Annotated in this window: 22 protein-coding genes, 2 tRNA genes and 3 rRNA genes; 18 read left to right on the top strand and 9 right to left on the bottom strand. The window is 41.8% G+C overall.

Features of this window, described 5'->3' with window-relative positions; translation table 11 throughout:
- Positions 1–25: 25 nt before the first annotated feature.
- The 5 genes from A3K93_RS10240 to A3K93_RS10220 all read left to right on the top strand — a co-directional run bounded on the left by A3K93_RS10240 (position 26) and on the right by A3K93_RS10220 (position 3,991).
- A complete protein-coding gene (locus tag A3K93_RS10240; RefSeq protein WP_067731143.1) occupies positions 26–658 on the top strand; it encodes a ribonuclease T2 family protein in 633 nt (210 codons plus the stop codon).
- Positions 659–830: 172 nt separating this feature from the next.
- Positions 831–1,817 (top strand): malate dehydrogenase, encoded by a 987-nt coding sequence (locus A3K93_RS10235; RefSeq protein WP_067731142.1) that lies wholly within the window; start codon positions 831–833, stop codon positions 1,815–1,817.
- 148 nt (positions 1,818–1,965) lie between these two features.
- On the top strand, positions 1,966–2,211 hold the full coding sequence (locus A3K93_RS10230; RefSeq protein ID WP_067731141.1) for a DUF2789 family protein: 246 nt from the start codon (positions 1,966–1,968) through the stop codon (positions 2,209–2,211).
- Positions 2,212–2,332: 121 nt separating this feature from the next.
- The gene (locus A3K93_RS10225; protein ID WP_067731140.1) at positions 2,333–2,611 is read left to right on the top strand and encodes a DUF2789 family protein; all 279 of its coding nucleotides are present in this window, start codon (positions 2,333–2,335) and stop codon (positions 2,609–2,611) included.
- 75 nt (positions 2,612–2,686) lie between these two features.
- On the top strand, positions 2,687–3,991 hold the full coding sequence (locus tag A3K93_RS10220) for an IS4 family transposase (RefSeq protein WP_067728195.1): 1,305 nt from the start codon (positions 2,687–2,689) through the stop codon (positions 3,989–3,991).
- 43 nt (positions 3,992–4,034) lie between these two features.
- Here the strand turns inward: A3K93_RS10220 and A3K93_RS10215 are convergent, their stop codons facing one another.
- A complete protein-coding gene (locus tag A3K93_RS10215) occupies positions 4,035–4,562 on the bottom strand; it encodes a hypothetical protein (protein WP_067731139.1) in 528 nt (175 codons plus the stop codon).
- Between the two features lie 58 nt (positions 4,563–4,620).
- On the bottom strand, positions 4,621–5,223 hold the full coding sequence (locus A3K93_RS10210; RefSeq protein WP_067731138.1) for a 2OG-Fe(II) oxygenase: 603 nt from the start codon (positions 5,221–5,223) through the stop codon (positions 4,621–4,623).
- Between the two features lie 115 nt (positions 5,224–5,338).
- Between A3K93_RS10210 and A3K93_RS10205 the strand changes: the two genes are divergently transcribed.
- The 9 genes from A3K93_RS10205 to A3K93_RS10165 all read left to right on the top strand — a co-directional run bounded on the left by A3K93_RS10205 (position 5,339) and on the right by A3K93_RS10165 (position 14,456).
- Complete coding sequence (locus A3K93_RS10205) at positions 5,339–6,196, top strand: 23S rRNA (adenine(2030)-N(6))-methyltransferase RlmJ (protein WP_067731137.1); 858 nt, start codon at positions 5,339–5,341, stop codon at positions 6,194–6,196.
- A gap of 42 nt (positions 6,197–6,238) precedes the next feature.
- On the top strand, positions 6,239–7,051 hold the full coding sequence (pssA, locus tag A3K93_RS10200) for a CDP-diacylglycerol--serine O-phosphatidyltransferase (RefSeq protein WP_067731136.1): 813 nt from the start codon (positions 6,239–6,241) through the stop codon (positions 7,049–7,051).
- 23 nt (positions 7,052–7,074) lie between these two features.
- Positions 7,075–8,148 carry a DUF6670 family protein gene (locus A3K93_RS10195; protein WP_067731135.1) on the top strand — a complete coding sequence of 358 codons (1,074 nt, stop codon included), beginning with the start codon at positions 7,075–7,077 and terminating at the stop codon, positions 8,146–8,148.
- Positions 8,149–8,575: 427 nt separating this feature from the next.
- Positions 8,576–10,113, top strand: a 16S ribosomal RNA gene (locus A3K93_RS10190).
- 61 nt (positions 10,114–10,174) lie between these two features.
- A tRNA-Ile gene (locus A3K93_RS10185) sits at positions 10,175–10,251 on the top strand.
- 43 nt (positions 10,252–10,294) lie between these two features.
- Positions 10,295–10,370: transfer RNA gene (locus tag A3K93_RS10180), tRNA-Ala, on the top strand.
- Between the two features lie 414 nt (positions 10,371–10,784).
- Positions 10,785–13,678 (top strand): 23S ribosomal RNA (locus A3K93_RS10175).
- Positions 13,679–13,845: 167 nt separating this feature from the next.
- Positions 13,846–13,960, top strand: a 5S ribosomal RNA gene (gene rrf, locus A3K93_RS10170).
- Together the 16S, 23S and 5S rRNA genes with 2 tRNA genes alongside form the textbook arrangement of a ribosomal RNA operon.
- A 172-nt stretch (positions 13,961–14,132) precedes the next feature.
- Positions 14,133–14,456 (top strand): hypothetical protein, encoded by a 324-nt coding sequence (locus A3K93_RS10165; RefSeq protein ID WP_227509867.1) that lies wholly within the window; start codon positions 14,133–14,135, stop codon positions 14,454–14,456.
- 4 nt (positions 14,457–14,460) lie between these two features.
- Here A3K93_RS10165 and A3K93_RS10160 read toward each other — a convergent pair whose 3' ends face one another.
- The 3 genes from A3K93_RS10160 to A3K93_RS10150 all read right to left on the bottom strand — a co-directional run bounded on the left by A3K93_RS10160 (position 14,461) and on the right by A3K93_RS10150 (position 16,793).
- The gene (locus tag A3K93_RS10160; RefSeq protein ID WP_067731133.1) at positions 14,461–15,843 is read right to left on the bottom strand and encodes a dihydrolipoyl dehydrogenase; all 1,383 of its coding nucleotides are present in this window, start codon (positions 15,841–15,843) and stop codon (positions 14,461–14,463) included.
- Positions 15,844–16,042: 199 nt separating this feature from the next.
- Positions 16,043–16,465 (bottom strand): beta-lactamase hydrolase domain-containing protein, encoded by a 423-nt coding sequence (locus tag A3K93_RS10155; RefSeq protein ID WP_067731132.1) that lies wholly within the window; start codon positions 16,463–16,465, stop codon positions 16,043–16,045.
- Positions 16,458–16,793, bottom strand: coding sequence for a TIGR01244 family sulfur transferase (locus A3K93_RS10150; protein ID WP_067731131.1), 336 nt, complete (start codon positions 16,791–16,793; stop codon positions 16,458–16,460). The genes A3K93_RS10155 and A3K93_RS10150 overlap by 8 nt, the downstream gene beginning before the upstream one ends.
- A gap of 123 nt (positions 16,794–16,916) precedes the next feature.
- Between A3K93_RS10150 and A3K93_RS10145 the strand changes: the two genes are divergently transcribed.
- Genes A3K93_RS10145 through A3K93_RS10135 form a run of 3 tightly spaced genes read left to right on the top strand, consistent with a single transcriptional unit; the run spans position 16,917 to position 18,692 of the window.
- The gene (locus A3K93_RS10145) at positions 16,917–17,813 is read left to right on the top strand and encodes an alpha/beta hydrolase (RefSeq protein WP_067731130.1); all 897 of its coding nucleotides are present in this window, start codon (positions 16,917–16,919) and stop codon (positions 17,811–17,813) included.
- On the top strand, positions 17,814–18,239 hold the full coding sequence (gene trxC / locus A3K93_RS10140) for a thioredoxin TrxC (RefSeq protein WP_067731129.1): 426 nt from the start codon (positions 17,814–17,816) through the stop codon (positions 18,237–18,239). It abuts the gene before it with no gap.
- 24 nt (positions 18,240–18,263) lie between these two features.
- A complete protein-coding gene (locus A3K93_RS10135) occupies positions 18,264–18,692 on the top strand; it encodes an acyl-CoA thioesterase (RefSeq protein ID WP_067731128.1) in 429 nt (142 codons plus the stop codon).
- A 95-nt stretch (positions 18,693–18,787) separates the two neighbouring features.
- Here the strand turns inward: A3K93_RS10135 and A3K93_RS10130 are convergent, their stop codons facing one another.
- On the bottom strand, positions 18,788–19,300 hold the full coding sequence (locus tag A3K93_RS10130; RefSeq protein ID WP_101494824.1) for a DUF4442 domain-containing protein: 513 nt from the start codon (positions 19,298–19,300) through the stop codon (positions 18,788–18,790).
- A gap of 27 nt (positions 19,301–19,327) precedes the next feature.
- On the bottom strand, positions 19,328–19,816 hold the full coding sequence (locus tag A3K93_RS10125; protein WP_067731126.1) for a YajQ family cyclic di-GMP-binding protein: 489 nt from the start codon (positions 19,814–19,816) through the stop codon (positions 19,328–19,330).
- A gap of 91 nt (positions 19,817–19,907) precedes the next feature.
- Here A3K93_RS10125 and A3K93_RS10120 point away from each other — a divergent pair, with 91 nt between their 5' ends.
- Entirely contained in the window at positions 19,908–20,222 is a 315-nt protein-coding gene (locus A3K93_RS10120; RefSeq protein WP_067731125.1) for a rhodanese-like domain-containing protein, read from the top strand.
- Positions 20,223–20,373: 151 nt separating this feature from the next.
- Here A3K93_RS10120 and mnmC read toward each other — a convergent pair whose 3' ends face one another.
- Both mnmC and A3K93_RS10110 read right to left on the bottom strand, forming a co-directional pair.
- Positions 20,374–22,272, bottom strand: coding sequence for an FAD-dependent 5-carboxymethylaminomethyl-2-thiouridine(34) oxidoreductase MnmC (gene mnmC / locus A3K93_RS10115; protein WP_067731124.1), 1,899 nt, complete (start codon positions 22,270–22,272; stop codon positions 20,374–20,376).
- 38 nt (positions 22,273–22,310) lie between these two features.
- A complete protein-coding gene (locus tag A3K93_RS10110) occupies positions 22,311–22,829 on the bottom strand; it encodes a hypothetical protein (RefSeq protein ID WP_067731123.1) in 519 nt (172 codons plus the stop codon).
- Positions 22,830–22,832: the final 3 nt, after the last annotated feature.

The following is a 22,832-nucleotide window of genomic DNA, read 5'->3' as shown; positions in this document are numbered from 1 at the left end:
ACTATTGGGGAATGGTGATTTATTCATGGGAGTAATGAGTAATCGTCTGCTTGTTGTCGCTTCAGTCTTATTGGCTGGGGCGGGCAACACTGTATCTGCAGCAACCCCAAATTATATTATGGATGTGCAGCTCGTTCCTGCTGTCTGTAGTTTACATGCTGATTTTTCAAAAAAACGTAAATGTCTTGAAGGGTATTCACTCAATATTGCAGGGTTATATCCTGAACATCCGTCAGGGGATTGCACCACGACCTCTTCTGCAAAATTATCGCCTTTACAATCTAAAGTTGTTGCTCGTGTCATGCCTGATGAACAAAGTCGGACATTATTGTGGCGGAATATTGGTGGATGTATGCCGATGAATGCGACACAATATTTTAGAAATATTATTAATTATGCGGCTCATCTTAAAGTTCCAGAGGAGCTGACAGGGCAAGAAAACATTGTCATGCCAATTGAGTCTTTACGTAGTAAATTCCTAAAAATCAATCCAGGATTGCCGAGTCATGGGGTGAAATTTAGCTGTCAGAAGGTAGCAAAAGGCAGTTTATTAACCTCAATCAAAATTTGTTATTACCACAATGGTAAGTATAAACAATGCCCGAGTAACGTAATTAACACATGCGCACATAATGTGTTAATTAAAGGGACCTATTAAGTATTTTTTACAATTTAATTCATATTTCCTATCAGACTTTTGTTGAAAATCATTGTCTTTTAAATGCATCTCGAAAAGGATTAGAGTACAATCTTTGCCGTTTATGATTATTAAGATTAGATAGAACAGCTATTTAATCATTATGACGATCCTCTCAATTGGAGATAATTACATGAAGCAACCTGTTCGCGTTGCCGTTACTGGCGCTGCTGGTCAAATTGGTTACAGCCTATTATTCCGTATCGCAAGCGGTGAAATGCTTGGTAAAGACCAACCAGTTATTCTTCAATTATTAGAAATTCCTGTTGAGAAAGCTCAGCAAGCGCTTAAAGGCGTAATGATGGAACTAGACGACTGTGCTTTCCCATTATTGGCGGGCATGATCGGTACTGATGATCCTAAAGTAGCTTTCAAAGATGCTGACTACGCTCTTTTAGTTGGTTCACGTCCACGTGGTCCAGGTATGGAACGTGCTGACCTTCTTAAAGTAAACGGCGAAATCTTCATCGGTCAAGGTAAAGCACTTAACGAAGTTGCTAGCCGTGACGTTAAAGTTCTTGTTGTAGGTAACCCTGCGAACACTAACGCTTACATCGCAATGAAATCTGCTCCAGATCTTCCAGCGAAAAACTTCACAGCAATGTTACGTCTTGACCACAACCGTGCGTTAACTCAACTTGCTCAAAAAGCGGGTGTTGCAGTTTCTGACATCGAAAACATGACTGTTTGGGGTAACCACTCTCCAACAATGTATGCTGACTACCGTTTTGCAAATGTGAACGGCGAAAGCTTAAAAGACAAAATCAACGATGCAGCTTGGAACAAAGACGTATTCCTTCCAACTGTTGGTAAACGTGGTGCTGCAATTATCGAAGCACGTGGTCTATCTTCTGCTGCTTCTGCTGCAAACGCTGCAATCGACCATATGCGCGATTGGGCTCTTGGCACAAACGGCAAATGGGTAACTATGGGTATCCCATCTGACGGTTCTTACGGTATTCCTGAAGGCGTAATGTTCGGCTTCCCTGTAACAACTGAAAATGGCGAATACAAAATCGTTCAAGGTCTTGAAATCGACGAATTCAGCCGTGAACGCATTAACGTAACTCTTCAAGAACTTGAAGACGAACGTGCAGCTATCGCTGACATGGTAAAATAATTTAGTATTAAACTAAGTTAGAAAAAAGCACTCCATTTGGGGTGCTTTTTTTATGCACAAAAAATAACATCTTGCAAAAATCTTATAGCTGAATCTTACGGCTATGCCGAGTAGGGTAGGGATAACAATAAATCAAAGGAAGGTACATATGTTAGATATGCACGTTACGCTCGAACTGCTGTTTGATCAATTGGGACTAGACAGTAGTCAGGAGCAAATTGAGGCATTTGTTGAATCGCATCAGCTTGACCAGAACACAGCACTTCATCAGGCGCCGTTTTGGAATGAAAATCAGAAAAATTTTATTATCAGTCATTGGAAAAAGGATGATGAGTGGGCCATCGTGGTAGATGAATTGAATGCACTCTTACATCAAAATGATGGTGTTGATTAGACACTCAAAAACACAACTACAATTTGAAACAACAAACCTAGCTGAGCAGCTAGGTTTTTTTTGCAATATATAATAAGTTTGATGAATAAATAATCACAAAATTATTGATAAGGAGGGCGAGATGCTCACTCAACAGAAACCATCCTTAGAACTACTTTTTTCACAACTCGGTTTAGCCAACAGTCCTGCTGCAATTGAGCTTTATGTGCGTACTCATCAACTTCCAGCCGAGCTTTCACTCCATGATGCACCATTTTGGAATAAAGGACAGCGCTCATTGTTAATTAGTCATTTGGTACAGGATGATGATTGGGCGATTTGGGTCGATGAGCTGAATCAACAGTTACATCTCGATGCCTATAAAAATCGACAACGATTACTCGATAAAAAAGCCTCATAGTGAGTAATGCCAGTCAGTTAAGCAAAAAAAGTTAAAATACTGTAAAAAGAGCGTATGTAAATACGCTCTTTTTTTATGAATTTATCTCAGAATTTAGATTTAACATTAAAACAAACCCTACCTTCACTTTCACAATTCAGTGAATTGATTGATTTAAACTGGATAGAAGATTGCTTAAACCAAACAGGTAAAGCATCAATTCGAAAAAGAAAACTGCCTGCTGAACATGTTGTTTGGCTGGTAATCGGACTTGCTCTATTTCGAAATCAACCGATTTGGTATGTGGTTCAACAATTGCAACTTGTTTTCGGTACGGCAGAATACTGTGTACCGAGTGCATCCGTACAAGCAAGACAGCGCTTAGGCTTAGAGCCCATGAGTGCTTTATTTTCGACATTAAGTCAGGCATGGTTTAAAGACTCACAACAACAATATAGCAACTTTCACGGTCTATGCGTTTGTGCTGTAGATGGTGTGGTTTGGTCTATGCCTCATACAGAAGAAAACTTTAAGCACTTTGGTTCATCCAAAGGCAAAACAGCAGCTGCCCCTTACCCACAAGTCAGAGCGACTTGCCTGGTGAATACCAATACACATGAAATGATTGATGCCCAAATTGGCAGTATGGATCAAGGTGAATTAACCTTAGCCAGTCAATTAAAAGCACCAGTTCGCAGTATTACCCTATTTGATCGTGCTTACTTCTCTGCTGATTTTTTAGTGAGTTGGCAATCTCAGGCAGAAGAGAGTCATTGGTTGATGCGAGCAAAGGACAACCTGCGTTATGAAGTGATTCATCATAATGCGGCCCATGACTTTCAGATCAAAATGCCTGTTTCAGCAAGAGCAAAAAAGATAAATCCGTCATTGGGTGACTATTGGGAAGCACGTTTAATTGAAGTTGAATATGCAGGAAAAATAAGACGTTACATTACATCATTAACAGATTCTGAAGTTTATCCATTCAAAGACCTTGCAATGCTTTATATCCAGCGTTGGGAAATAGAAATGTGTTATCGGGAAATTAAAAGTGATTTACAGGATGCAAGAATTTTAAGAAGCAAACAACCTGATTTGGTCTATCAAGAATTGTGGGGGGTATTTATTGCTTATAATATCTTAAGAAGACAGATGAGGTTTATCGCTGAACATGCAAAGGTGAGTCCTTTAAGGATCAGTTTCCATATTGCATCTATGAGTATTATCAATATCTTAAGGCACACACCTTTAGAATCAGCAGGAAATCTACCCAAACATTTAGCACAATTATTTGAACAATCTAAAATATTTGTATTACCTGAAAAAAGGCAAAGGCAATGTCCGCGAGTAGTGAAAATTAAAGCACAAAAATATCCAAGAAAATGCCAGTCAATTTCTTAACTGACTGGCATTACTCATAGTGAGGCTTTTTTATTTTTATAGATTAATGCATACGACTTTTTAAAATCGTCTTAAACCAATCAAGAGAACGATAATCTTCAAAGGCTGGATGTTGCTGCAATAGCTCTAAGTCAAACTCTTTAGTTTTGGCATATTTACTTAGCCAATGACGTGTTAAAGACGGTTCTTTATTGCTTGCATAGGCATAAGCCAAGAAAAACAAAATATCGCCATGTCCGTAATTGACCATCGGTTTCATGATTTGCTGCGTAATAATGGCATAACGATTTTCTTTGGTCAGTTCAAAGAAGATCATATAAGCCTTCGCCAAATGCAATGACAAGTTGATATAAAGACTGAGCGGCATTTCCTCAAATTCAACTCGTGATTGCTCAAGTAACACAATGGCTTCTTGAAGGAAATGCACTTGTTCTTGGCGAACCTGACTCAAAGTCACCAGTTGTAAACGTAGATCGGCACGTTCAAGCGCAAGCTCAGGGCTATTGCCTTGCAAAAACAATTGGTCGGTTTCACCAATGCGCGTAATGATTTGCTTGGTAGTTAATCGCATGAACGATGTCCTCATTTCTCTATATCAGCTATATGAGGCTGAAAATTACGATTTAAAGTTAAATAATGCCTGCATCACTGCGCAGCCATGCCGTAATTGATAAACGCTGATGTTTTGCTTCAAGAACTTCGTGTAATAAATCACTTTGGAAAAATGCAATTCGATTGGGTCGCGGTTCAATGATATGCCATTGATCATTTTTATCCTGTAAACGAAGTTGACCGCCCCAATCACTGTGCCAATCATCATGGAGATAGTACACACTCGAGATCATACGACCATTTTTGCCTTGTGGATTATCACGATGTAAGGCATAGAATTCACCTGCGTTATAGCAGGCAAAATGTGCTTCCACATCTTTAATTCCTAGAAAGAAGGCGCGATTAAAGATCTGTCCCATGTGAGATAAATTTTCGACATGTACATTCGAAATGGGTAATTCTTCGTTCAGCCATAAAATATGATCGCTACGAATGTTACTGACAACGCCGTTTTGAATCGCGGCATCGCGGAAACGTTCTAAATTGGTGGTGCATTCCTGAATTAAGTTCTGAATATATTCAGTGTCATAAGCATCATCGATGATACTGAAACCCTGTTGATCTAAATCATCTAAAATTTGATCAACAGACCATGACTTTGGGAGTTGAATTGTATCCATAACAATAACCTAAAAATGCAGAATCAAGAGCGCTGCTATTCTAGTGTAAGAAAGGAAACTGAACGAAACATTTTTTCATGTTAAAATAGTCATTGATATTAGGAATAAACGAAACATGAATTACCGTCACCATTTTCATGCCGGCAACTTTGCCGATGTCATGAAGCATGTCTTATTAATGCAGATCTTGACCCGTTTAAACGCGAAAGATAAACCTTATCGCTATATCGATACGCACGGTGGAGCAGGTAAATACGATCTTTCGACTGCTGAAGCACAAAAGTCAGGTGAGTTTTTAAACGGTATTCATCGACTAGTGAAGCTTGATGATTCAGTGAAACGTACTGCGCCTGAAGGTGTTCAACAATATTTAAAAGTTGTTGAAAAAATGCGTGAAAACTTCGGTAAGGGTGCTTATCCGGGTTCACCGTGGTTTGCTCTTGAAGCCATGCGTGAAATAGATAAAGCAACGATCTTTGAAATGCAGCGCGATGTCTTCCAGCAGTTACGTCATAACATTTTTGACAAACGTGCAGGCTTGCATGAGCGTGATGCTTATGAAGGGCTTTTGGCGGTTATTCCTCCGAAAGAAAAGCGCGGCATGGTCATTATCGATCCGCCTTATGAATTAGAGCGTAAAGATTTTCCACAATTGGTTGAACTGATTGCGGCTGCTTATAAAAAATGGCCGACAGGCTGTTTTGCAGTTTGGTATCCAATTAAAGACCGCGCGATGATTGAACGTTTTGAAAAGAAAATGTTTAAAACGGGTATTCGTCGTCAGCTGATTTGTGAAGTATGTGTATGGCCAGATGATACGCCAGTAGGTCTGAATGGTTGTGGTTTACTGGTGATCAATCCACCTTGGAAATTCTCTGAAGATGCAGATGAAGCACTTCAATGGTTATTCCCACACTTACGTATGGCTGAAAATGGCGGACATGCTGCTGTACGTTGGTTGGTTGGCGAATAAAACGGACAATACCTAGTTCATAGATAGAATGGATCGATAAAAATGACAAATATACATAAGCCAGAAAGTGAGTCTTCAACTGATTTGCCTTTTGATGGCATTACTTTTGAAGTTGAGGAAGAAGAGCAAAATCCTGAAGGCTTAAAAGTCAAACGTCGTGGTATCTATCTATGGCCGAACTTGATTACAACGGCTGCGTTGTTGTCAGGTTTTTATTCAATCATTGCCAGTATGGATGGTAATTTCCAGCAAGCGATCTATGCCATTTTCCTAGCTGCATTATTTGATGGACTTGATGGTCGTGTTGCGCGTGCCATTGGCGCACAAAGTCCTTTTGGTGAGCAGTTCGACTCATTGTCTGATATGTTGGCATTTGGTGTTGCGCCAGCAATTTTAATGTATAGCTGGGCATTACACGATTTAGGTCGCATTGGCTTGGCGGCATGTTTTGTCTTTACGGCATGTGCTGCGTTCCGCTTAGCGCGCTTTAATGTACAAATTGGTGTGGTCGATAAGCGTTACTTTATTGGTGTGGCAAGTCCACTGGCTGCCGTCATGATTATTTCATGGGTGTGGGTTGGTTTAGATTTCCCACAAATCTTTGATACTCGTGAAACATCGGTTCAAATCGCCAATGCTGCTGTAATTATTATTTCAGGCTTATTGATGATTTCAAACATCAAGTACTACTCTTTTAAGACGGTAGAACGTAAGCGTGTTCCATTCTTTGTGTTACCGATTGCTGTGTTTATTTTTGCAGCAATGACTTATAATATTCCTGTCGGTATTTTGGTGATTTCACTGATTTACGCACTTTCAGGTTTTGTCACAACACTGATGGCAAAAAAAGGCTAGCGTTCATGGCCTAGGAGTCTGAGATGCGCTTTTTCCAAAGATTATTTGATCGAAAGCGAGATCCTCAGACTTCCGAGGCAGCCTTGAAACTTGCCTATCACCCACCGAATAATAAATATAAAATCGTTCATCAAGCTCTTATTCTTCCCAACCTTGCTACGCCTTTAAGATATTTCAATTTCTATAGTCTAATGGGGCAACCCTCACTTCCTATATTTCAAAATCAACAGCTCAATCGAGAGCAAGTACTGGATTGTGTCACAGTGATGTCTAGTGTAAGTCCGCATATGCAACATCACTTACACACATATTCGCTTCAACAAGAATGTCATTTACAGCAGGGTAATTTCGACTTTTCACAAAGAGAAATTCTTAGTGGAGATTTTCCGATCTTTGAATTGAAACGCGATGATGATGAATTGAGCTGTGATTTAAAAATCTTTACTACTCAGTACATGTCCTACTTCAAAAAAATGCAATTGGGTTTATTTGAGCATTGGTCTGTGTTGGTGAAATGTGAGGGGCATCTTAAATACCAAAATAAAATTTATGACATCAGTAGCCTTGGGAGCTTTGAATATGCGCGCAGTGTAGATTTGCCTGCATTGCCGATTGCCTACATGGTATATATGGTCATGAATATTAGCGGAGATCGTCAGTTACTATGTATGCAACTTCGTGATTTGTTTAATCGAGTCGTACAATCAAAAATGTATTTACGTGATTTAGTCCAAAATGAATCATTGAGCTTTGAGCAAAATGTATATTTTAAGGTTCACAGGGTTTTTCCTCAGGTAACCAATTCTTATGGTCGAACAATGTATTTACCTCGTGAATTTGAATGGCAATACCAAGACAAAGATTTAAATATAGAAATATCCGGAAATTGTATTGGGGATTATAAATTTGGATATGGTGCAGGTTATGTCGGTAGTTTCGATTTCAATTTAAAAATAAATGGCGTATTGGAAAATGGGGCAGGGGGGTATGTTCAATATGTCGATTGCAGGAATTTAAAGTTTCAAGAATTAGATGATTTAAATAAAAATCCAAAATATTTTGCAGAAGTTGCTGTATTAATACGCAAAAAACATTAAAAACCTTCAAATTTGTAGAATAAATAAACAGACGATAAATTTTGTTAAAAATAGGGGTTGTGTTAGGTGTGAAATGCTGTAGAATGCACATCCATCGGCGGTGATGAAGATTAAAACTTCTGATAAAACAGTAACTTAGCATAAAGTGGTTAAGTTGGGTTTTAGAAAGAAAGTTTAAAAATAGTTTTCATTACCAGTTGACTTTCTGAAAAGAAAGCGTAATATAGCCGACCTAGCTTGCTGGTGACGAACCAACAAGAAGATCATTAAGAGATTATGAAGAACAACTTGTGTGGATTTTTACTGGTTGATTGATCGAAATTATTTTCATTGATTGATGGTAGAAATTACTCGAAGTTTATTTGAGAAATATTTGTCAGAAAATTGATGAGCCAAGATTGGCACCCTTTAAGGTGCTACTGATTTTAAACTGAAGAGTTTGATCATGGCTCAGATTGAACGCTGGCGGCAGGCTTAACACATGCAAGTCGAGCGGGGATAGGTAGCTTGCTACTGATTCCTAGCGGCGGACGGGTGAGTAATACTTAGGAATCTGCCTATTAGTGGGGGACAACAGTTGGAAACGGCTGCTAATACCGCATACGCCCTACGGGGGAAAGCAGGGGATCTTCGGACCTTGCGCTAATAGATGAGCCTAAGTCGGATTAGCTAGTTGGTGGGGTAAAGGCCTACCAAGGCGACGATCTGTAGCGGGTCTGAGAGGATGATCCGCCACACTGGGACTGAGACACGGCCCAGACTCCTACGGGAGGCAGCAGTGGGGAATATTGGACAATGGGGGGAACCCTGATCCAGCCATGCCGCGTGTGTGAAGAAGGCCTTTTGGTTGTAAAGCACTTTAAGCGAGGAGGAGGCTCCTGTAGATAATACCTACAGAGAGTGGACGTTACTCGCAGAATAAGCACCGGCTAACTCTGTGCCAGCAGCCGCGGTAATACAGAGGGTGCAAGCGTTAATCGGATTTACTGGGCGTAAAGCGCGCGTAGGTGGCCAATTAAGTCAAATGTGAAATCCCCGAGCTTAACTTGGGAATTGCATTCGATACTGGTTGGCTAGAGTATGGGAGAGGATGGTAGAATTCCAGGTGTAGCGGTGAAATGCGTAGAGATCTGGAGGAATACCGATGGCGAAGGCAGCCATCTGGCCTAATACTGACACTGAGGTGCGAAAGCATGGGGAGCAAACAGGATTAGATACCCTGGTAGTCCATGCCGTAAACGATGTCTACTAGCCGTTGGGGCCTTTGAGGCTTTAGTGGCGCAGCTAACGCGATAAGTAGACCGCCTGGGGAGTACGGTCGCAAGACTAAAACTCAAATGAATTGACGGGGGCCCGCACAAGCGGTGGAGCATGTGGTTTAATTCGATGCAACGCGAAGAACCTTACCTGGTCTTGACATAGTAAGAACTTTCCAGAGATGGATTGGTGCCTTCGGGAGCTTACATACAGGTGCTGCATGGCTGTCGTCAGCTCGTGTCGTGAGATGTTGGGTTAAGTCCCGCAACGAGCGCAACCCTTTTCCTTATTTGCCAGCACTTCGGGTGGGAACTTTAAGGATACTGCCAGTGACAAACTGGAGGAAGGCGGGGACGACGTCAAGTCATCATGGCCCTTACGACCAGGGCTACACACGTGCTACAATGGTCGGTACAAAGGGTTGCTACCTAGCGATAGGATGCTAATCTCAAAAAGCCGATCGTAGTCCGGATTGGAGTCTGCAACTCGACTCCATGAAGTCGGAATCGCTAGTAATCGCGGATCAGAATGCCGCGGTGAATACGTTCCCGGGCCTTGTACACACCGCCCGTCACACCATGGGAGTTTGTTGCACCAGAAGTAGGTAGTCTAACCTTAGGGAGGACGCTTACCACGGTGTGGCCGATGACTGGGGTGAAGTCGTAACAAGGTAGCCGTAGGGGAACCTGCGGCTGGATCACCTCCTTAACGAAAGATTGACGATTGGTAAGAATCCACAACAAGTTGTTCTTCATGACGATGTATCTGAGGGTCTGTAGCTCAGTTGGTTAGAGCACACGCTTGATAAGCGTGGGGTCACAAGTTCAAGTCTTGTCAGACCCACCATCTGCAATAGACAGTAATCGATACATTGACTTATTGATAAGCTGGGGACTTAGCTTAGTTGGTAGAGCGCCTGCTTTGCACGCAGGAGGTCAGGAGTTCGACTCTCCTAGTCTCCACCATCACTTAAATCATCAGATTTAAGTAGAATGAGTTAAGAATAACCATTCAGTAAGATGAATGTTTAGTTCCTAAGCGATCAAGTGATTAGATCCTAGAGATTAACAAGTAGAAGCGTTATGATACGCACCACTTGATAATCTCTGTGATTTATCACAGTAATGCAATCTGACGAAGATGCATTAAATCATTAACAGAATATATTTGAGTTGAAATAATTTGTTCATACTCGTTAAGACTTAAACAAGCAATTGTTTAAAGATTAATGAGTACTAGCGATTAAACTGAATCAAGCGTTTTGGTATGTGAATTTGATTGAAGCTGTACAGTGTTTAAGTACACAAACAACGAACTGTGAGTCTTAGGACTTGTTGGTTGATCTACTTGTAGGATTGATCGACTGTTTGGGGTTGTATAGTCAAGTAATTAAGTGCATGTGGTGGATGCCTTGGCAGTCAGAGGCGATGAAAGACGTAATAGCCTGCGATAAGCTCCGGGGAGGCGGCAAATATCCTGTGATCCGGAGATTTCTGAATGGGGAAACCCACTTACCATAAGGTAGGTATCATTAACTGAATACATAGGTTAATGAGGCAAACGAGGGGAAGTGAAACATCTCAGTACCCTTAGGAAAAGAAATCAATTGAGATTCCCTCAGTAGCGGCGAGCGAACGGGGATCAGCCCATTAAGTCATATAAGCTTTAGTGGAACGCTCTGGGAAGTGCGACCATAGATGGTGATAGTCCTGTACACGAAAGGGCTTATATGATGATGTCGAGTAGGGCGAGGCACGTGAAACCTTGTCTGAATATAGGGGGACCATCCTCTAAGGCTAAATACTCCTGACTGACCGATAGTGAACCAGTACCGTGAGGGAAAGGCGAAAAGAACCCCTGTGAGGGGAGTGAAATAGATCCTGAAACCGCATGCATACAAGCAGTGGGAGCATCTTCGTGATGTGACTGCGTACCTTTTGTATAATGGGTCAGCGACTTACATTCAGTAGCGAGGTTAACCGTATAGGGGAGCCGTAGGGAAACCGAGTCTTAATAGGGCGTTTAGTTGCTGGGTGTAGACCCGAAACCGGGTGATCTATCCATGAGCAGGTTGAAGGTTGGGTAACACTAACTGGAGGACCGAACCCACTGTCGTTGAAAAGCCAGGGGATGACTTGTGGATAGGGGTGAAAGGCTAATCAAACTCGGTGATAGCTGGTTCTCCCCGAAAGCTATTTAGGTAGCGCCTCGGACGAATACCATTGGGGGTAGAGCACTGTTTCGGCTAGGGGGTCATCCCGACTTACCAAACCGATGCAAACTCCGAATACCAATGAGTACTATCCGGGAGACAGACTGCGGGTGCTAACGTCCGTAGTCAAGAGGAAAACAATCCAGACCGCCAGCTAAGGCCCCTAAATTATAGTTAAGTGGGAAACGATGTGGGAAGGCATAGACAGCTAGGAGGTTGGCTTAGAAGCAGCCACCCTTTAAAGAAAGCGTAATAGCTCACTAGTCGAGTCGGCCTGCGCGGAAGATGTAACGGGGCTAAAACTATATGCCGAAGCTGCGGATTTGCAATTTATTGCAAGTGGTAGGGGAGCGTTCTGTAAGCCGATGAAGGTGGATTGAGAAGTCTGCTGGAGGTATCAGAAGTGCGAATGCTGACGTGAGTAACGATAAAACGGGTGAAAAACCCGTTCGCTGAAAGACCAAGGGTTCCAGTCCAACGTTAATCGGGGCTGGGTGAGTCGACCCCTAAGGCGAGGCCGAGAGGCGTAGTCGATGGGAAATTGGTTAATATTCCAATACTTCTGTTTAATGCGATGAGAGGACGGAGAAGGTTAAGTCAGCCTGGCGTTGGTTGTCCAGGTGGAAGACAGTAGGCATGCATCTTAGGCAAATCCGGGGTGCTCTATGCTGAGAGTTGATAGCAAGCTGTACTTGTACAGCGAAGTGGCTGATACCATACTTCCAGGAAAAGTCTCTAAGCTTCAGTTAAACAGGAATCGTACCCGAAACCGACACAGGTGGTCAGGTCGAGTAGACCAAAGCGCTTGAGAGAACTCTGCTGAAGGAACTAGGCAAAATGGTACCGTAACTTCGGGAGAAGGTACGCTGCTTTTGGTGATGGAACTTGCTTCCTGAGCTGAGAGCAGCCACAGAAACCAGGCCCCTGCAACTGTTTATTAAAAACATAGCACTCTGCAAACACGAAAGTGGACGTATAGGGTGTGATGCCTGCCCGGTGCTGGAAGGTTAATTGATGTGGTTAGCGCAAGCGAAGCTATTGATCGAAGCCCCAGTAAACGGCGGCCGTAACTATAACGGTCCTAAGGTAGCGAAATTCCTTGTCGGGTAAGTTCCGACCTGCACGAATGGCATAATGATGGGGGCGCTGTCTCCAGCAGAGGCTCAGTGAAATCGAAATCGCCGTGAAGATGCGGTGTACCCGCGGCTAGACGGAAAGACCCCGTGAACCTTTACTGCAGCTTGACATTGAACTTTGATCTTACTTGTGTAGGATAGGTGGGAGGCTTTGAAGTCGTGACGCTAGTTGCGATGGAGCCAATCTTGAAATACCACCCTGGTAATATTGAGGTTCTAACTCTGTCCCGTAATCCGGGACGAGGACCATGTCTGGTGGGTAGTTTGACTGGGGCGGTCTCCTCCTAAAGAGTAACGGAGGAGTACGAAGGTGCGCTCAGCGTGGTCGGAAATCACGCGTAGAGTATAAAGGCAAAAGCGCGCTTAACTGCGAGACCCACAAGTCGAGCAGGTACGAAAGTAGGTCTTAGTGATCCGGTGGTTCTGTATGGAAGGGCCATCGCTCAACGGATAAAAGGTACTCTGGGGATAACAGGCTGATACCGCCCAAGAGTTCATATCGACGGCGGTGTTTGGCACCTCGATGTCGGCTCATCTCATCCTGGGGCTGAAGCAGGTCCCAAGGGTATGGCTGTTCGCCATTTAAAGAGGTACGCGAGCTGGGTTTAGAACGTCGTGAGACAGTTCGGTCCCTATCTACCGTGGGCGTTGGAAATTTGAGAGGATCTGCTCCTAGTACGAGAGGACCAGAGTGGACGAACCTCTGGTGTACCGGTTGTGACGCCAGTCGCATCGCCGGGTAGCTATGTTCGGAAGGGATAACCGCTGAAAGCATCTAAGCGGGAAGCCTACCTCAAGATAAGATTTCCCCGAGACTTTATGTCTCCTAAAGAGCCGTTGAAGACTACGACGTTGATAGGTTGGATGTGGAAGTGCGGTGACGCATGAAGCTGACCAATACTAATTGCTCGTGAGGCTTGACTATACAACACCCAAACAGTTGGTGTTGTTGATCAAATCATCATCACAATAACTTGATTTAGTTAACGCTAAAGATCAAACTATACAACTCAAGTATCCCTGTTAATGAATTCTATTTGACGAAAGCTAGGCATCTAAATAAGACCTAAGCGAGTAAGCATAAACAGTTGTGCTGGCGACAATAGCAAGAGTGAACCACCTGATCCCTTCCCGAACTCAGAAGTGAAACCTCTTAGCGCTGATGGTAGTGTGGCATTTGCCATGTGAGAGTAAGTCATCGCCAGCTCATTATTCCAAAATCCCCCCTAGCTCAATAGCAGGGGGGATTTTTTTATGCAAGAAGAAAAGTTATAGTTAAAAATTAATCCTAAAAAAATCTATAAGAAATGTACCGGAAATTTTATTTCAATTACCTATTGCTCAATATTTTAGTTTCATCGATTTTTATAGTTATTGTCATGTATCCTACAAACTTACATTTGAATTATTGGATGATAGGACTGAGTTGGATCATCGGCATCTTCTTCATGCATTTTGTCATTCTGCATTTACCAATTTTTAAAGACTTTTATATCAATCGTAAGAAGCTTAAAAATATCGTTGTACAGACGCGAAAATATAACCATGCAGAACATAAAGCGGCACCTGTAATGTCTGGGACCGTTGTTTTCGTTATTGCTTGCACTACACTTTATTTCTTAAATTTGACTCAACACTATGTGGAATATGCTTTTATTACGGCATTATCAACAGGTAATATGAGTTATTACTATACTCCCTGAATTATTATTCATTTGCGTTTAATTGCCTTCTCGCATGCTTTAATGCAGTTCTTAGTCCTTCTTCAACTGTTGGATGGTAGAACGGCTTATTAAGCAAATCATCAATCGTCAGCGATTCAGCAATCATCCACGCCAATAAATGGGCGAGGTGTTCCGCTTCATAACAAAACAATTCAGCACCTAAGACTTTGCGTGAGGTTTTATCTACATAAATTTCTGCTGCACCTTGATTCTTTGCATTCACAATTGAACGCCCTTGTTTTGAATAATCAATATATCCAGTAACAAACTCAATCTTTTCTTCAGTCAGTTGTTTATAAGTTTTACCAATAGCAGCCATCTCTGGTGAACTAAACATAATCCCTAACGGGGTCAGTATTTTAACTATTTTTGAATTTTGATTTTTACAAATCATTTGGGCAAGCATTCTACCTTCATGTGCTGCTTCATGTTGTATCGGGGTAGTTGTATGAGCATCGCCTGCGATATAGATCGAATAGTTCGCCAACTGCTTGGTTTTAGCATCAACAGGAAGTGATTTAAGATCACGATATTCTGCATTTATATTTTCTAATTTTAATGAATTTAAACGTGATTTACGTCCAGTCGCTGTGAGTACGTATTCGACCTTAATTGTTTTAGCTTCACTAGCATCGGTATATTGGATTTCAATACCGTCATCTTGATAGTGATATTGATCTGGCAAAGTTTCGAAATGCAGATTTAATTCTTTGGATAATTGTTCTTGTGCGAGCTTTTGCAAATCTGGGCTACTGAGTGAGCCTACTTTACGACTACGTGCAAAAATATCTGTTAGAACCCCTAAACGATGCATGGCTTGAGCAAGTTCAATTGCAATTACACCGCTGCCTATCACAGCAAGCGATGTGGGTAATTGCTTTAATTCAAAGATTTGATCTGTAGTAATCAGTCTGTCTTTAAGTTGTTGTTTTAAATTAGTATCAATATTTGGCGTACTGCCCACTGCAATAATAAAGGTTTTGGCATGGAATTGTTGGTCTCCAACTTGAACAGTATGCTCATCAATGAATTCAGCACGACCTGAAATCTTGTGTTCAGCTTTCCAAGAGTCGACATCTTTTAAGGTTGCTTTAGTAAAACGATCACGCAGTTGTTGTACATGTTGCATGACTTGTGAAGTATCAAGCTTAACTTCAGCAGATAAGCCTAAGCTGCTAAAGTGTTGCATCTCATAGGCACGATTGGCACTGGCAATGAGTACTTTACTCGGCATACAACCGACACGTGCACAGGTGGTATCCCAAGGCCCATCATTGATGATCAGGAGGTTATTGGTATATTTAATTGCCTCTTTATAAGCAGAGATTCCAGCGGTTCCAGCACCAATAATAATTAAGTCGTACATTGTGTCGTTATAAAGCTATCTATTTAAATTATTCTTAGCATAGAAGCGGGTAAGCGCCTAGATGAATTTTGCAAAGAAAAACGGCTTAAAAGCCGTTTTATCTTAAAGCGTAGAACCAACACTCACACCGACAGTAGGTCTCACATTCATTGAGCTACAAGCGGTTAATGCGAGTGCACAGCATAAAATCAAAAGTACTTTATTCATGTAATAATCCTTGTGCTTTTGCTTGATTAAATAAATCTGCTGAACGAGCACCAGTACGACAAATCATTAAGATAGGCTTTGGTAACTCATTATAATATTTAGCAAATTCATTTACATTTGCTTGATTCAACTGACCATTAACCACAGGTTGGTAAATCACGCTAACATGTGACTTTTCTGCAATATTACGTAATTGACTTACGCTTACCGCATTACCTTGTTCTTGATCAGGCTGATTCACAATGACAGATCTATAGCCATCTTTTAGCAACTGCTGAAACTTATCAATACTCATGTGCCCACTGACACTGACCTTGCTATTTAAGGCACGGCTCAATGCTTCGGCAGCATGAGTAAGGGAAGCTATTGTAAAAATGCAAAATAAAGCTGCACTTTTCAACAATAGTTTAGTCATCAAGAAGATCCATTTGTTTAGCAAGTTGGTAAAGATTGTTCGAACGATTACCTGTACGGCAGAACATCAAGATTGGTTTTGGTAATTCATTGTAGTGATTTGCGAAAGCACGAACGTCAATTTCAGTAATTTGACCTGCGACTACAGGTTGATGCACATAGTCTAAACCTGCTTGGCGAGCGACTTCTTCAATTTGTGCGCTGGTCGGTTGTTCTGGACCACCTTCCATATCTGGACGGTTATTGATGATTGATTTAAAACCTTTTTCAACCACTTGAGAAACATGCTCAGGACCAATTTGACCTGCAAAGCCTACATTTTCGCTCATGATGTCACTCCATCATTTTATTCATCGGGATATGCTTTATGATAGCATTAAGCACAAAAATGAGCAGAACCTTCTTAAAACTTTATAAACGATTCATACTAAAAATAACGCAATGGAGCGCTTATGTACGCTTATACAGTCGAACCACTGTATGTCAAAAGTGATCAGGACGTGATTGCTGCGGATTTTTATCGCCCAAAAAATATTGAAAAACCCGCTGTTATATTAATGGCACATGGTTTAGCCGCACTGCGTCAGTTTAAATTAATTGAATATGCGAAACGATTTGCACAGGCAGGCTATGCCGTTGTGCTGTTTGATTATCGTTATTGGGGTGGGAGTACAGGCCGTCCACGCGAATTGGTCTCCTTGAGTGCCCAGCTTGAAGATTGGCGGACAATGATCGCTCATATTAAGCAAAGACGCTCGATTGATAGCAAAAGAGTAGTGTTATGGGGAACTTCATTAAGTGGCGGTTATGTTTTAACGCTCGCTTCACAACTGCAGAATATTCAAGCGGTGATTACACAAATTCCATTTGTCGATGGTGCTGAAAGCGCGAAGTTATATCCCTTACAACAACTGCCTAAAGCATTGAAAATATCCAGTCAGGATTATATGGGGTCGAAAGTGGGGATGAGTCCACGGACTTTACCTGTGATTCATCAAACTGACTTGTGTTTTATGCCAACAGCAGATGGTTATGCTGGTTATCGTTCGATTGTCAATCCAGATTATTATTGGAGCGGTGAAATTCCTGCACGGGTATTTTTTAATTTAATTCGTTATCGACCGATACAAGATGTCAGGAAAATCACCATTCCTGTACTGTTTATCGCGGCAAAACAAGATAGCATCATCTCGATTGAGTCCAGTCGTGAAACTGCGACCAATATTGCACCTTTTGCTGAATATCATGAATGGAATATGCAACATTTTGATATTTATCATGGTGAATGGTTTGAAAAAGCAGTTTCGACCCAATTAGAATTCTTGCATCAACATATTGGAGTTTCTTAGATGATCATTGTATGCCCGTCATGTCAGGCAAAAAATCGCGTGCCAGAAGAAAAATTGGCAGAAAGTCCTGCTTGTGGACAATGTCATCAAAGTTTAGTGCCATTGGCACCTATTGAGCTGAATGAGCAAAATTTTAGTCAGTTCATTACTCATAGTGATCTACCCATTCTGATTGATTTATGGGCGGACTGGTGCGGTCCTTGTAAAATGATGGCACCGCATTTTGCCAATGTAGCCAAGATGTACCCAAATGTGGTTTTTGCTAAAATAGACACAGAAGCAAATCCACGCTTAAGTGCAGCATTTAATGTTCGTAGTATTCCAACACTGGTGTTGATGAATAAAACAACAGAAGTTGCTAGAATAAGCGGTGCGCTTAGAACGCCTGAGTTACAACAATGGCTTGATCAGCAGCTAAATGCCTAATCCAATCAGAATTTTGGAGTGAACGTGTCAGAATCTCATGTAAAACCAGAGGGAACATTATCCCTACAGACAATTGCAATGCCTGCCGATACCAACTGGAGCGGCGATGTATTTGGTGGATGGATTGTGTCACAAATGGACTTGGCAGGAGCAATCCATGCAGAGCGTTTTTCTAAAGGACGTTGTGCGACCATTTCCATTAATCAAATGACATTTTTGGTGCCAGTCAAAGTCGGTGATGTCATCAGCGTCTATACCAAGATTTTGAAAGTTGGCAATACCTCAATTCAAATGCAAATTGAAGTTTGGGATAGTCATGACAGTTCACGCGAAGCGAAACGTGTGACTGAAGGTGTATTTACCTTTGTTGCTGTAGATGTAAAAGGCAATAAACGCCCTATTCCTGAAGAATCTAAGCAGAAGTTTGCTGAGCTACAACAGGCTCAAGCTTAACTTGCTTCATCAAAAAAGCCAGACTATCGGTCTGGCTTTTTTATGTTTAAATTTTAGAAAGAATAATTAGCTTTTCTCGCTAAACTCTAAATGACTTAGTTTGTATTTTTATTTTTAAGATGTGATTTCGATACCCACGCCCATAACATTTCGCATTGGATCGGCGCTTCATTTGATTCATCTGTAACGGAAACTTGAACTAAGGTTTCACCTTTTTCGCTGTTTTGCATTAATTGGCGCTGTTCATCGGTGAGCGTTGCAATCGCACGCATAGCCCCTTTGGTTGGGCGCTTATAGTCAATTTTGATGGTTTTGATTAGTACAATGGCTGAGTCTGGGACATTCATCGCAGTGACAAAGCCAGTGGCGGTTTCTGCGAGTAAAGCCATCGCACAGGCATGAACTTGTCCGATATGATTTTGTACAGATTTATGGTTGGCAAGTGTCACTTCCACTTTTGAAGCTGTGACTTCAACATAGCGAATCTTTGCACTGCCAACCATCGGGACAATACGACCAAACGTTTTACTAAGTAGAGTGCTCTGTATAGCTTTAGGCAGTTTAGAGCTAGCTTTTACAAGTTTAGAAAGTCGATTGGTCGGCATAATGATCCCTCAGCAAGATCAAGAATGATCTTAGTCTTTAAAGTTATTGAACTGTAAAGGTAGACCAAATTGTTGCTCTTTTAAGAAAGCCATTACTTGTTGCAAAGTATCACGTTTCTTATCTGTCACACGAATTTTGTCACCTTGAATAGAAGATTGCGCTTTAATGCCGCTCTCTTTAATGGCTTTATTAATTTTTTTTGCTGTATCTGAGTCAAGACCGTCTTTAAGTTTGATCACTTGAATGACATTTTTACCAGAAGCTGTCATTTTTTGTGGGTCAAGTGCTTGGATATCCACTTTACGTTTAAAGAAGTGGTTTTCAAGCATGGTATAGACTTGCTCACATTGGAAATCACTTTCAGTCGAAATTTTGATTTCCTTATTTTTCTCATTTAATTCAATAGATACGTCTTGACCACGGAAGTCAAAACGAGTCGCAATCTCTTTTTGCGTGTTTTGAACGGCATGGTTCACTTCAAAAATTTCTAATTCAGAAACAATATCAAAAGAAGGCATGGTTTAGACCTTTACAAATGGAAAGAATATCTGAGATGCTAGGGATGTTTTCTTCATTTGCCAAGTGTTGTTTACATCAAAGGAGTGCACAATGATCCGTAAACAAGAAATTACAACATTTGAGTTCCCAGAAAATGCCATTATCTGGGATGTACGAGATACGAGTGCTTATGCTGAAGCGCATATCAAAGGCGCTGTTAATCAGCCCATTGCAAGCCTCTCAGCAGACAGCCTGACTCAGGTGTCAGCGGATCAGCCGATTTATATTCTATGTGGTGGCGGCAGCAAGGCCCCACGTGCAGCTGAACTATTAGAGGGTTTGGACAGCTCACGTGAATATGTCATTTTAATGGGCGGTACTCGTGCTGCTCGTGATGCGGGATTACCCCTTGAACAAGGTGCGTAATTAAGCATTTAAAAAAGCGCCGAAAGGCGCTTTTTTGTTGGCTATATTTCTTCAACGTCCCCCTTTGAAAAAGGGGGATTTAGGGGGATTTAGGGGGATTAAATTCTTTCTATAAATCCCTCCCAACCTCCCTTTTATAAAGGGAGGGGCTTTAACCTTCAGGCTTAAAATAAGGTTTCTTCGCTTTGACTTTCTTTTGAAAGCGCTTAGCACTCAGTTTTTTCACAAGATTTGAGGGTACAGGGCACGCCTCACCTAGAATTTGAGCGACTAGAATTTCACTACAGAGCGGGGCAAATAAAAAGCCTTTGGAACCCAGTCCAGCAAAACTATAAATCTCTTCATCAGATTTCATTTTTCCAAGTAAAGGGAAATAGTCCTGACTTTGAGCACGAACCGAAGCACGACCTTGCCACGTACTGACATCGGCTAAGGATTGTGCATAATTTGGAAAGACACTGTGGATAAGATCATAGTTATGCACATGATCTTCCAACAGAATTTCAGCATCATCGCGGTTTGGATAGAATGATGCCCCGAGAATTAAATGCTCGGAATCTAGCTGCATGCAATAACCGCCATAGCTATACGCTTTGTCTTGTTCTAAAGGACAGTCTTGATTGTTGAGCCAACTGACTTGGCCGCGAATTGGTTTAAGCACTGGATAATTTTCAAAGAATTGACTTGTATCTCGTGCAGTGCAGACAATCACATGGTCATAGACACCGAGCAATTGATCATTTGCATATACTTTGACTTGAGTGTCTTGCTCAATCCGCGTGATTCTCGCTTGATGATATTCAATATGAGGATGCTGCAGAATTTCATCTTTTAAGATATGTGGAGCAATGGTGCCTGCCTGTAACAGATTCAGACTTGGATATTCTGTTTGAATATCTTGTTCGTTTGCAGACTGCATGCTGAGTACATCTTTTGGATATTCAGATGCAAGGCCGAGCAGGGCATCAGTATTTTTCAAAGCCAGTTGATTGACCTGAATTGGGCGAAAGGCTTTAAATTTTTTGTAGTGATTTAAGGCATGTTGCCATGCCAAAGTCATCAAATGCTCGTGACTTTGTTCAATCGGGCAAAGTTTGGGATTGAGTAGGGCTAAAGGATTACCCGACCCACCTGAAAGTGGCGCTGTTCGATCGTAAATGCACACCTGATGTCCGCGACGAGCAAATACCCAAGCGCTGCTTAAACCTGCGATTCCTGCGCCAATAATCGCGATTTGACGCGGGTGCTGAATCGCTTCAGGATCATTTACAGTTTTTTTTTGAGCTGTTTCTAATTTATCAGGATTTTGCTCATCTTCAGGCAAGTTCCAAATTGCTTTAAGCATTTCACGTTTATGTCCAAAACCACGCGGACGTGAGATTGAAATACCGTGTTGCTTTAAACCACGTTTTAGGACACCGGCAACACTAAATGATGAGAAAGTTGTTCCTATGTCAGATAAGCGCACGATATTGCTTAGCACTTTATCTTCCCACATGTCAGGATTGCAGGATGGCGCAAAGCCATCTAAGAACCAAGCATTTACAGGTGCAGTTTTCTCGATTACAGGAAAGACGTCGTGGGCATCACCGAGCCAAAGATCGATAGAGAAGCGTTCTTCAGGAAAACTTAAACGATGGCAACCTGCAATTGGCATAGGGTATTGTGCTAAGAGCTGATCTGCGAATGGCTTGAGTTCTGGCCATACATTTAACGCACGTGTCAGGTCTTGTTTGGTCAGTGGAAATTTTTCCACGGAAATCGCATGTAAATGACTTTGATTATTTGGACGAACCTGTTGCCAGAGTTGCCACAGCGCCAAAATATTTAAGCCTGTTCCGAAACCTGTCTCACCGACACAAAAATATTCGAATGCTTTCAGTTCGGCGAGTCGAGTACTGAGATCATTACCATTTAAAAACACATGTCGTGTTTCTAAAAGACCATTATCTTTGGAAAAGTAAACATCACCGAATTGTTTGGATACAGGGATGTCAATGCCATCCACCATTTGCCAATCGAGATCTGCAGTTTGGATTGCATGAGACAAAACAGAACAACCTTAAATATGTAAAGAAGAGGGAGAAATTACCACTGACGACGACGTTTGGTATAAACGTAGCTCGCGATCAAAAAGCCTAAAAGTACACCCACAGCAATGGTCGCAGCGCCGTATAAGAACATTTGTGCACTACGTTCACTTTGCAGTACTTGAACTTGAACACCTAAGTTATCGTTTTTGAGCTGTAACTCTTGGTTTTGAGCAAGTGCTTCGAGATTGGCTTTTTCAAGCTGTTGTAAACGTGTCGCTTGGTCTTTGACTAAAGCTTTAACCTTCGCATCCTGCTGTGCCTTATTTTTGGCAATTTGTTCAGCCGTTAATGGCTTTTCACCATTTTCAAGGCTGGCCTGCGTTGCATTCGCTGTAGCAAAGCCTGTCTTGTTTGCTGCTAAAGTTTGCGGTTTTTGTGTCGTCGCGACAGCAGGCTGAGCTGTGGTAGCAGGCGCAGCTGTAGGCTGTGGATTTGCAGGCTGAGCAGGTTCAACTGCCCAGACCATTTGACTTGCTAAACTTAGCGTTAGGATGCTTGCGAAAACAACACGCATGGG

It is taken from the genome of Acinetobacter sp. NCu2D-2, from assembly GCF_001647675.1.
GTDB lineage: Bacteria > Pseudomonadota > Gammaproteobacteria > Pseudomonadales > Moraxellaceae > Acinetobacter.
The sequence above is the reverse complement of the archived record's forward strand: the minus strand, read 5'-3'. Positions and strand labels throughout refer to the sequence as shown.

Excerpts from the sequence above, each read along its gene's own strand:
- A3K93_RS10240 (WP_067731143.1), top strand. The coding sequence starts at position 26 with ATGGGAGTAATGAGTAATCGTCTGCTTGTTGTCGCTTCAGTCTTATTG.
- A3K93_RS10235 (WP_067731142.1), top strand. The coding sequence starts at position 831 with ATGAAGCAACCTGTTCGCGTTGCCGTTACTGGCGCTGCTGGTCAAATT.
- A3K93_RS10230 (WP_067731141.1), top strand. The coding sequence starts at position 1,966 with ATGTTAGATATGCACGTTACGCTCGAACTGCTGTTTGATCAATTGGGA.
- A3K93_RS10225 (WP_067731140.1), top strand. The coding sequence starts at position 2,333 with ATGCTCACTCAACAGAAACCATCCTTAGAACTACTTTTTTCACAACTC.
- A3K93_RS10220 (WP_067728195.1), top strand. The coding sequence starts at position 2,687 with ATGAATTTATCTCAGAATTTAGATTTAACATTAAAACAAACCCTACCT.
- A3K93_RS10215 (WP_067731139.1), bottom strand. The coding sequence starts at position 4,562 with ATGCGATTAACTACCAAGCAAATCATTACGCGCATTGGTGAAACCGAC.
- A3K93_RS10210 (WP_067731138.1), bottom strand. The coding sequence starts at position 5,223 with ATGGATACAATTCAACTCCCAAAGTCATGGTCTGTTGATCAAATTTTA.
- A3K93_RS10205 (WP_067731137.1), top strand. The coding sequence starts at position 5,339 with ATGAATTACCGTCACCATTTTCATGCCGGCAACTTTGCCGATGTCATG.
- pssA (WP_067731136.1), top strand. The coding sequence starts at position 6,239 with ATGACAAATATACATAAGCCAGAAAGTGAGTCTTCAACTGATTTGCCT.
- A3K93_RS10195 (WP_067731135.1), top strand. The coding sequence starts at position 7,075 with ATGCGCTTTTTCCAAAGATTATTTGATCGAAAGCGAGATCCTCAGACT.
- A3K93_RS10165 (WP_227509867.1), top strand. The coding sequence starts at position 14,133 with ATGTATCCTACAAACTTACATTTGAATTATTGGATGATAGGACTGAGT.
- A3K93_RS10160 (WP_067731133.1), bottom strand. The coding sequence starts at position 15,843 with ATGTACGACTTAATTATTATTGGTGCTGGAACCGCTGGAATCTCTGCT.
- A3K93_RS10155 (WP_067731132.1), bottom strand. The coding sequence starts at position 16,465 with ATGACTAAACTATTGTTGAAAAGTGCAGCTTTATTTTGCATTTTTACA.
- A3K93_RS10150 (WP_067731131.1), bottom strand. The coding sequence starts at position 16,793 with ATGAGCGAAAATGTAGGCTTTGCAGGTCAAATTGGTCCTGAGCATGTT.
- A3K93_RS10145 (WP_067731130.1), top strand. The coding sequence starts at position 16,917 with ATGTACGCTTATACAGTCGAACCACTGTATGTCAAAAGTGATCAGGAC.
- trxC (WP_067731129.1), top strand. The coding sequence starts at position 17,814 with ATGATCATTGTATGCCCGTCATGTCAGGCAAAAAATCGCGTGCCAGAA.
- A3K93_RS10125 (WP_067731126.1), bottom strand. The coding sequence starts at position 19,816 with ATGCCTTCTTTTGATATTGTTTCTGAATTAGAAATTTTTGAAGTGAAC.
- A3K93_RS10120 (WP_067731125.1), top strand. The coding sequence starts at position 19,908 with ATGATCCGTAAACAAGAAATTACAACATTTGAGTTCCCAGAAAATGCC.
- A3K93_RS10110 (WP_067731123.1), bottom strand. The coding sequence starts at position 22,829 with ATGCGTGTTGTTTTCGCAAGCATCCTAACGCTAAGTTTAGCAAGTCAA.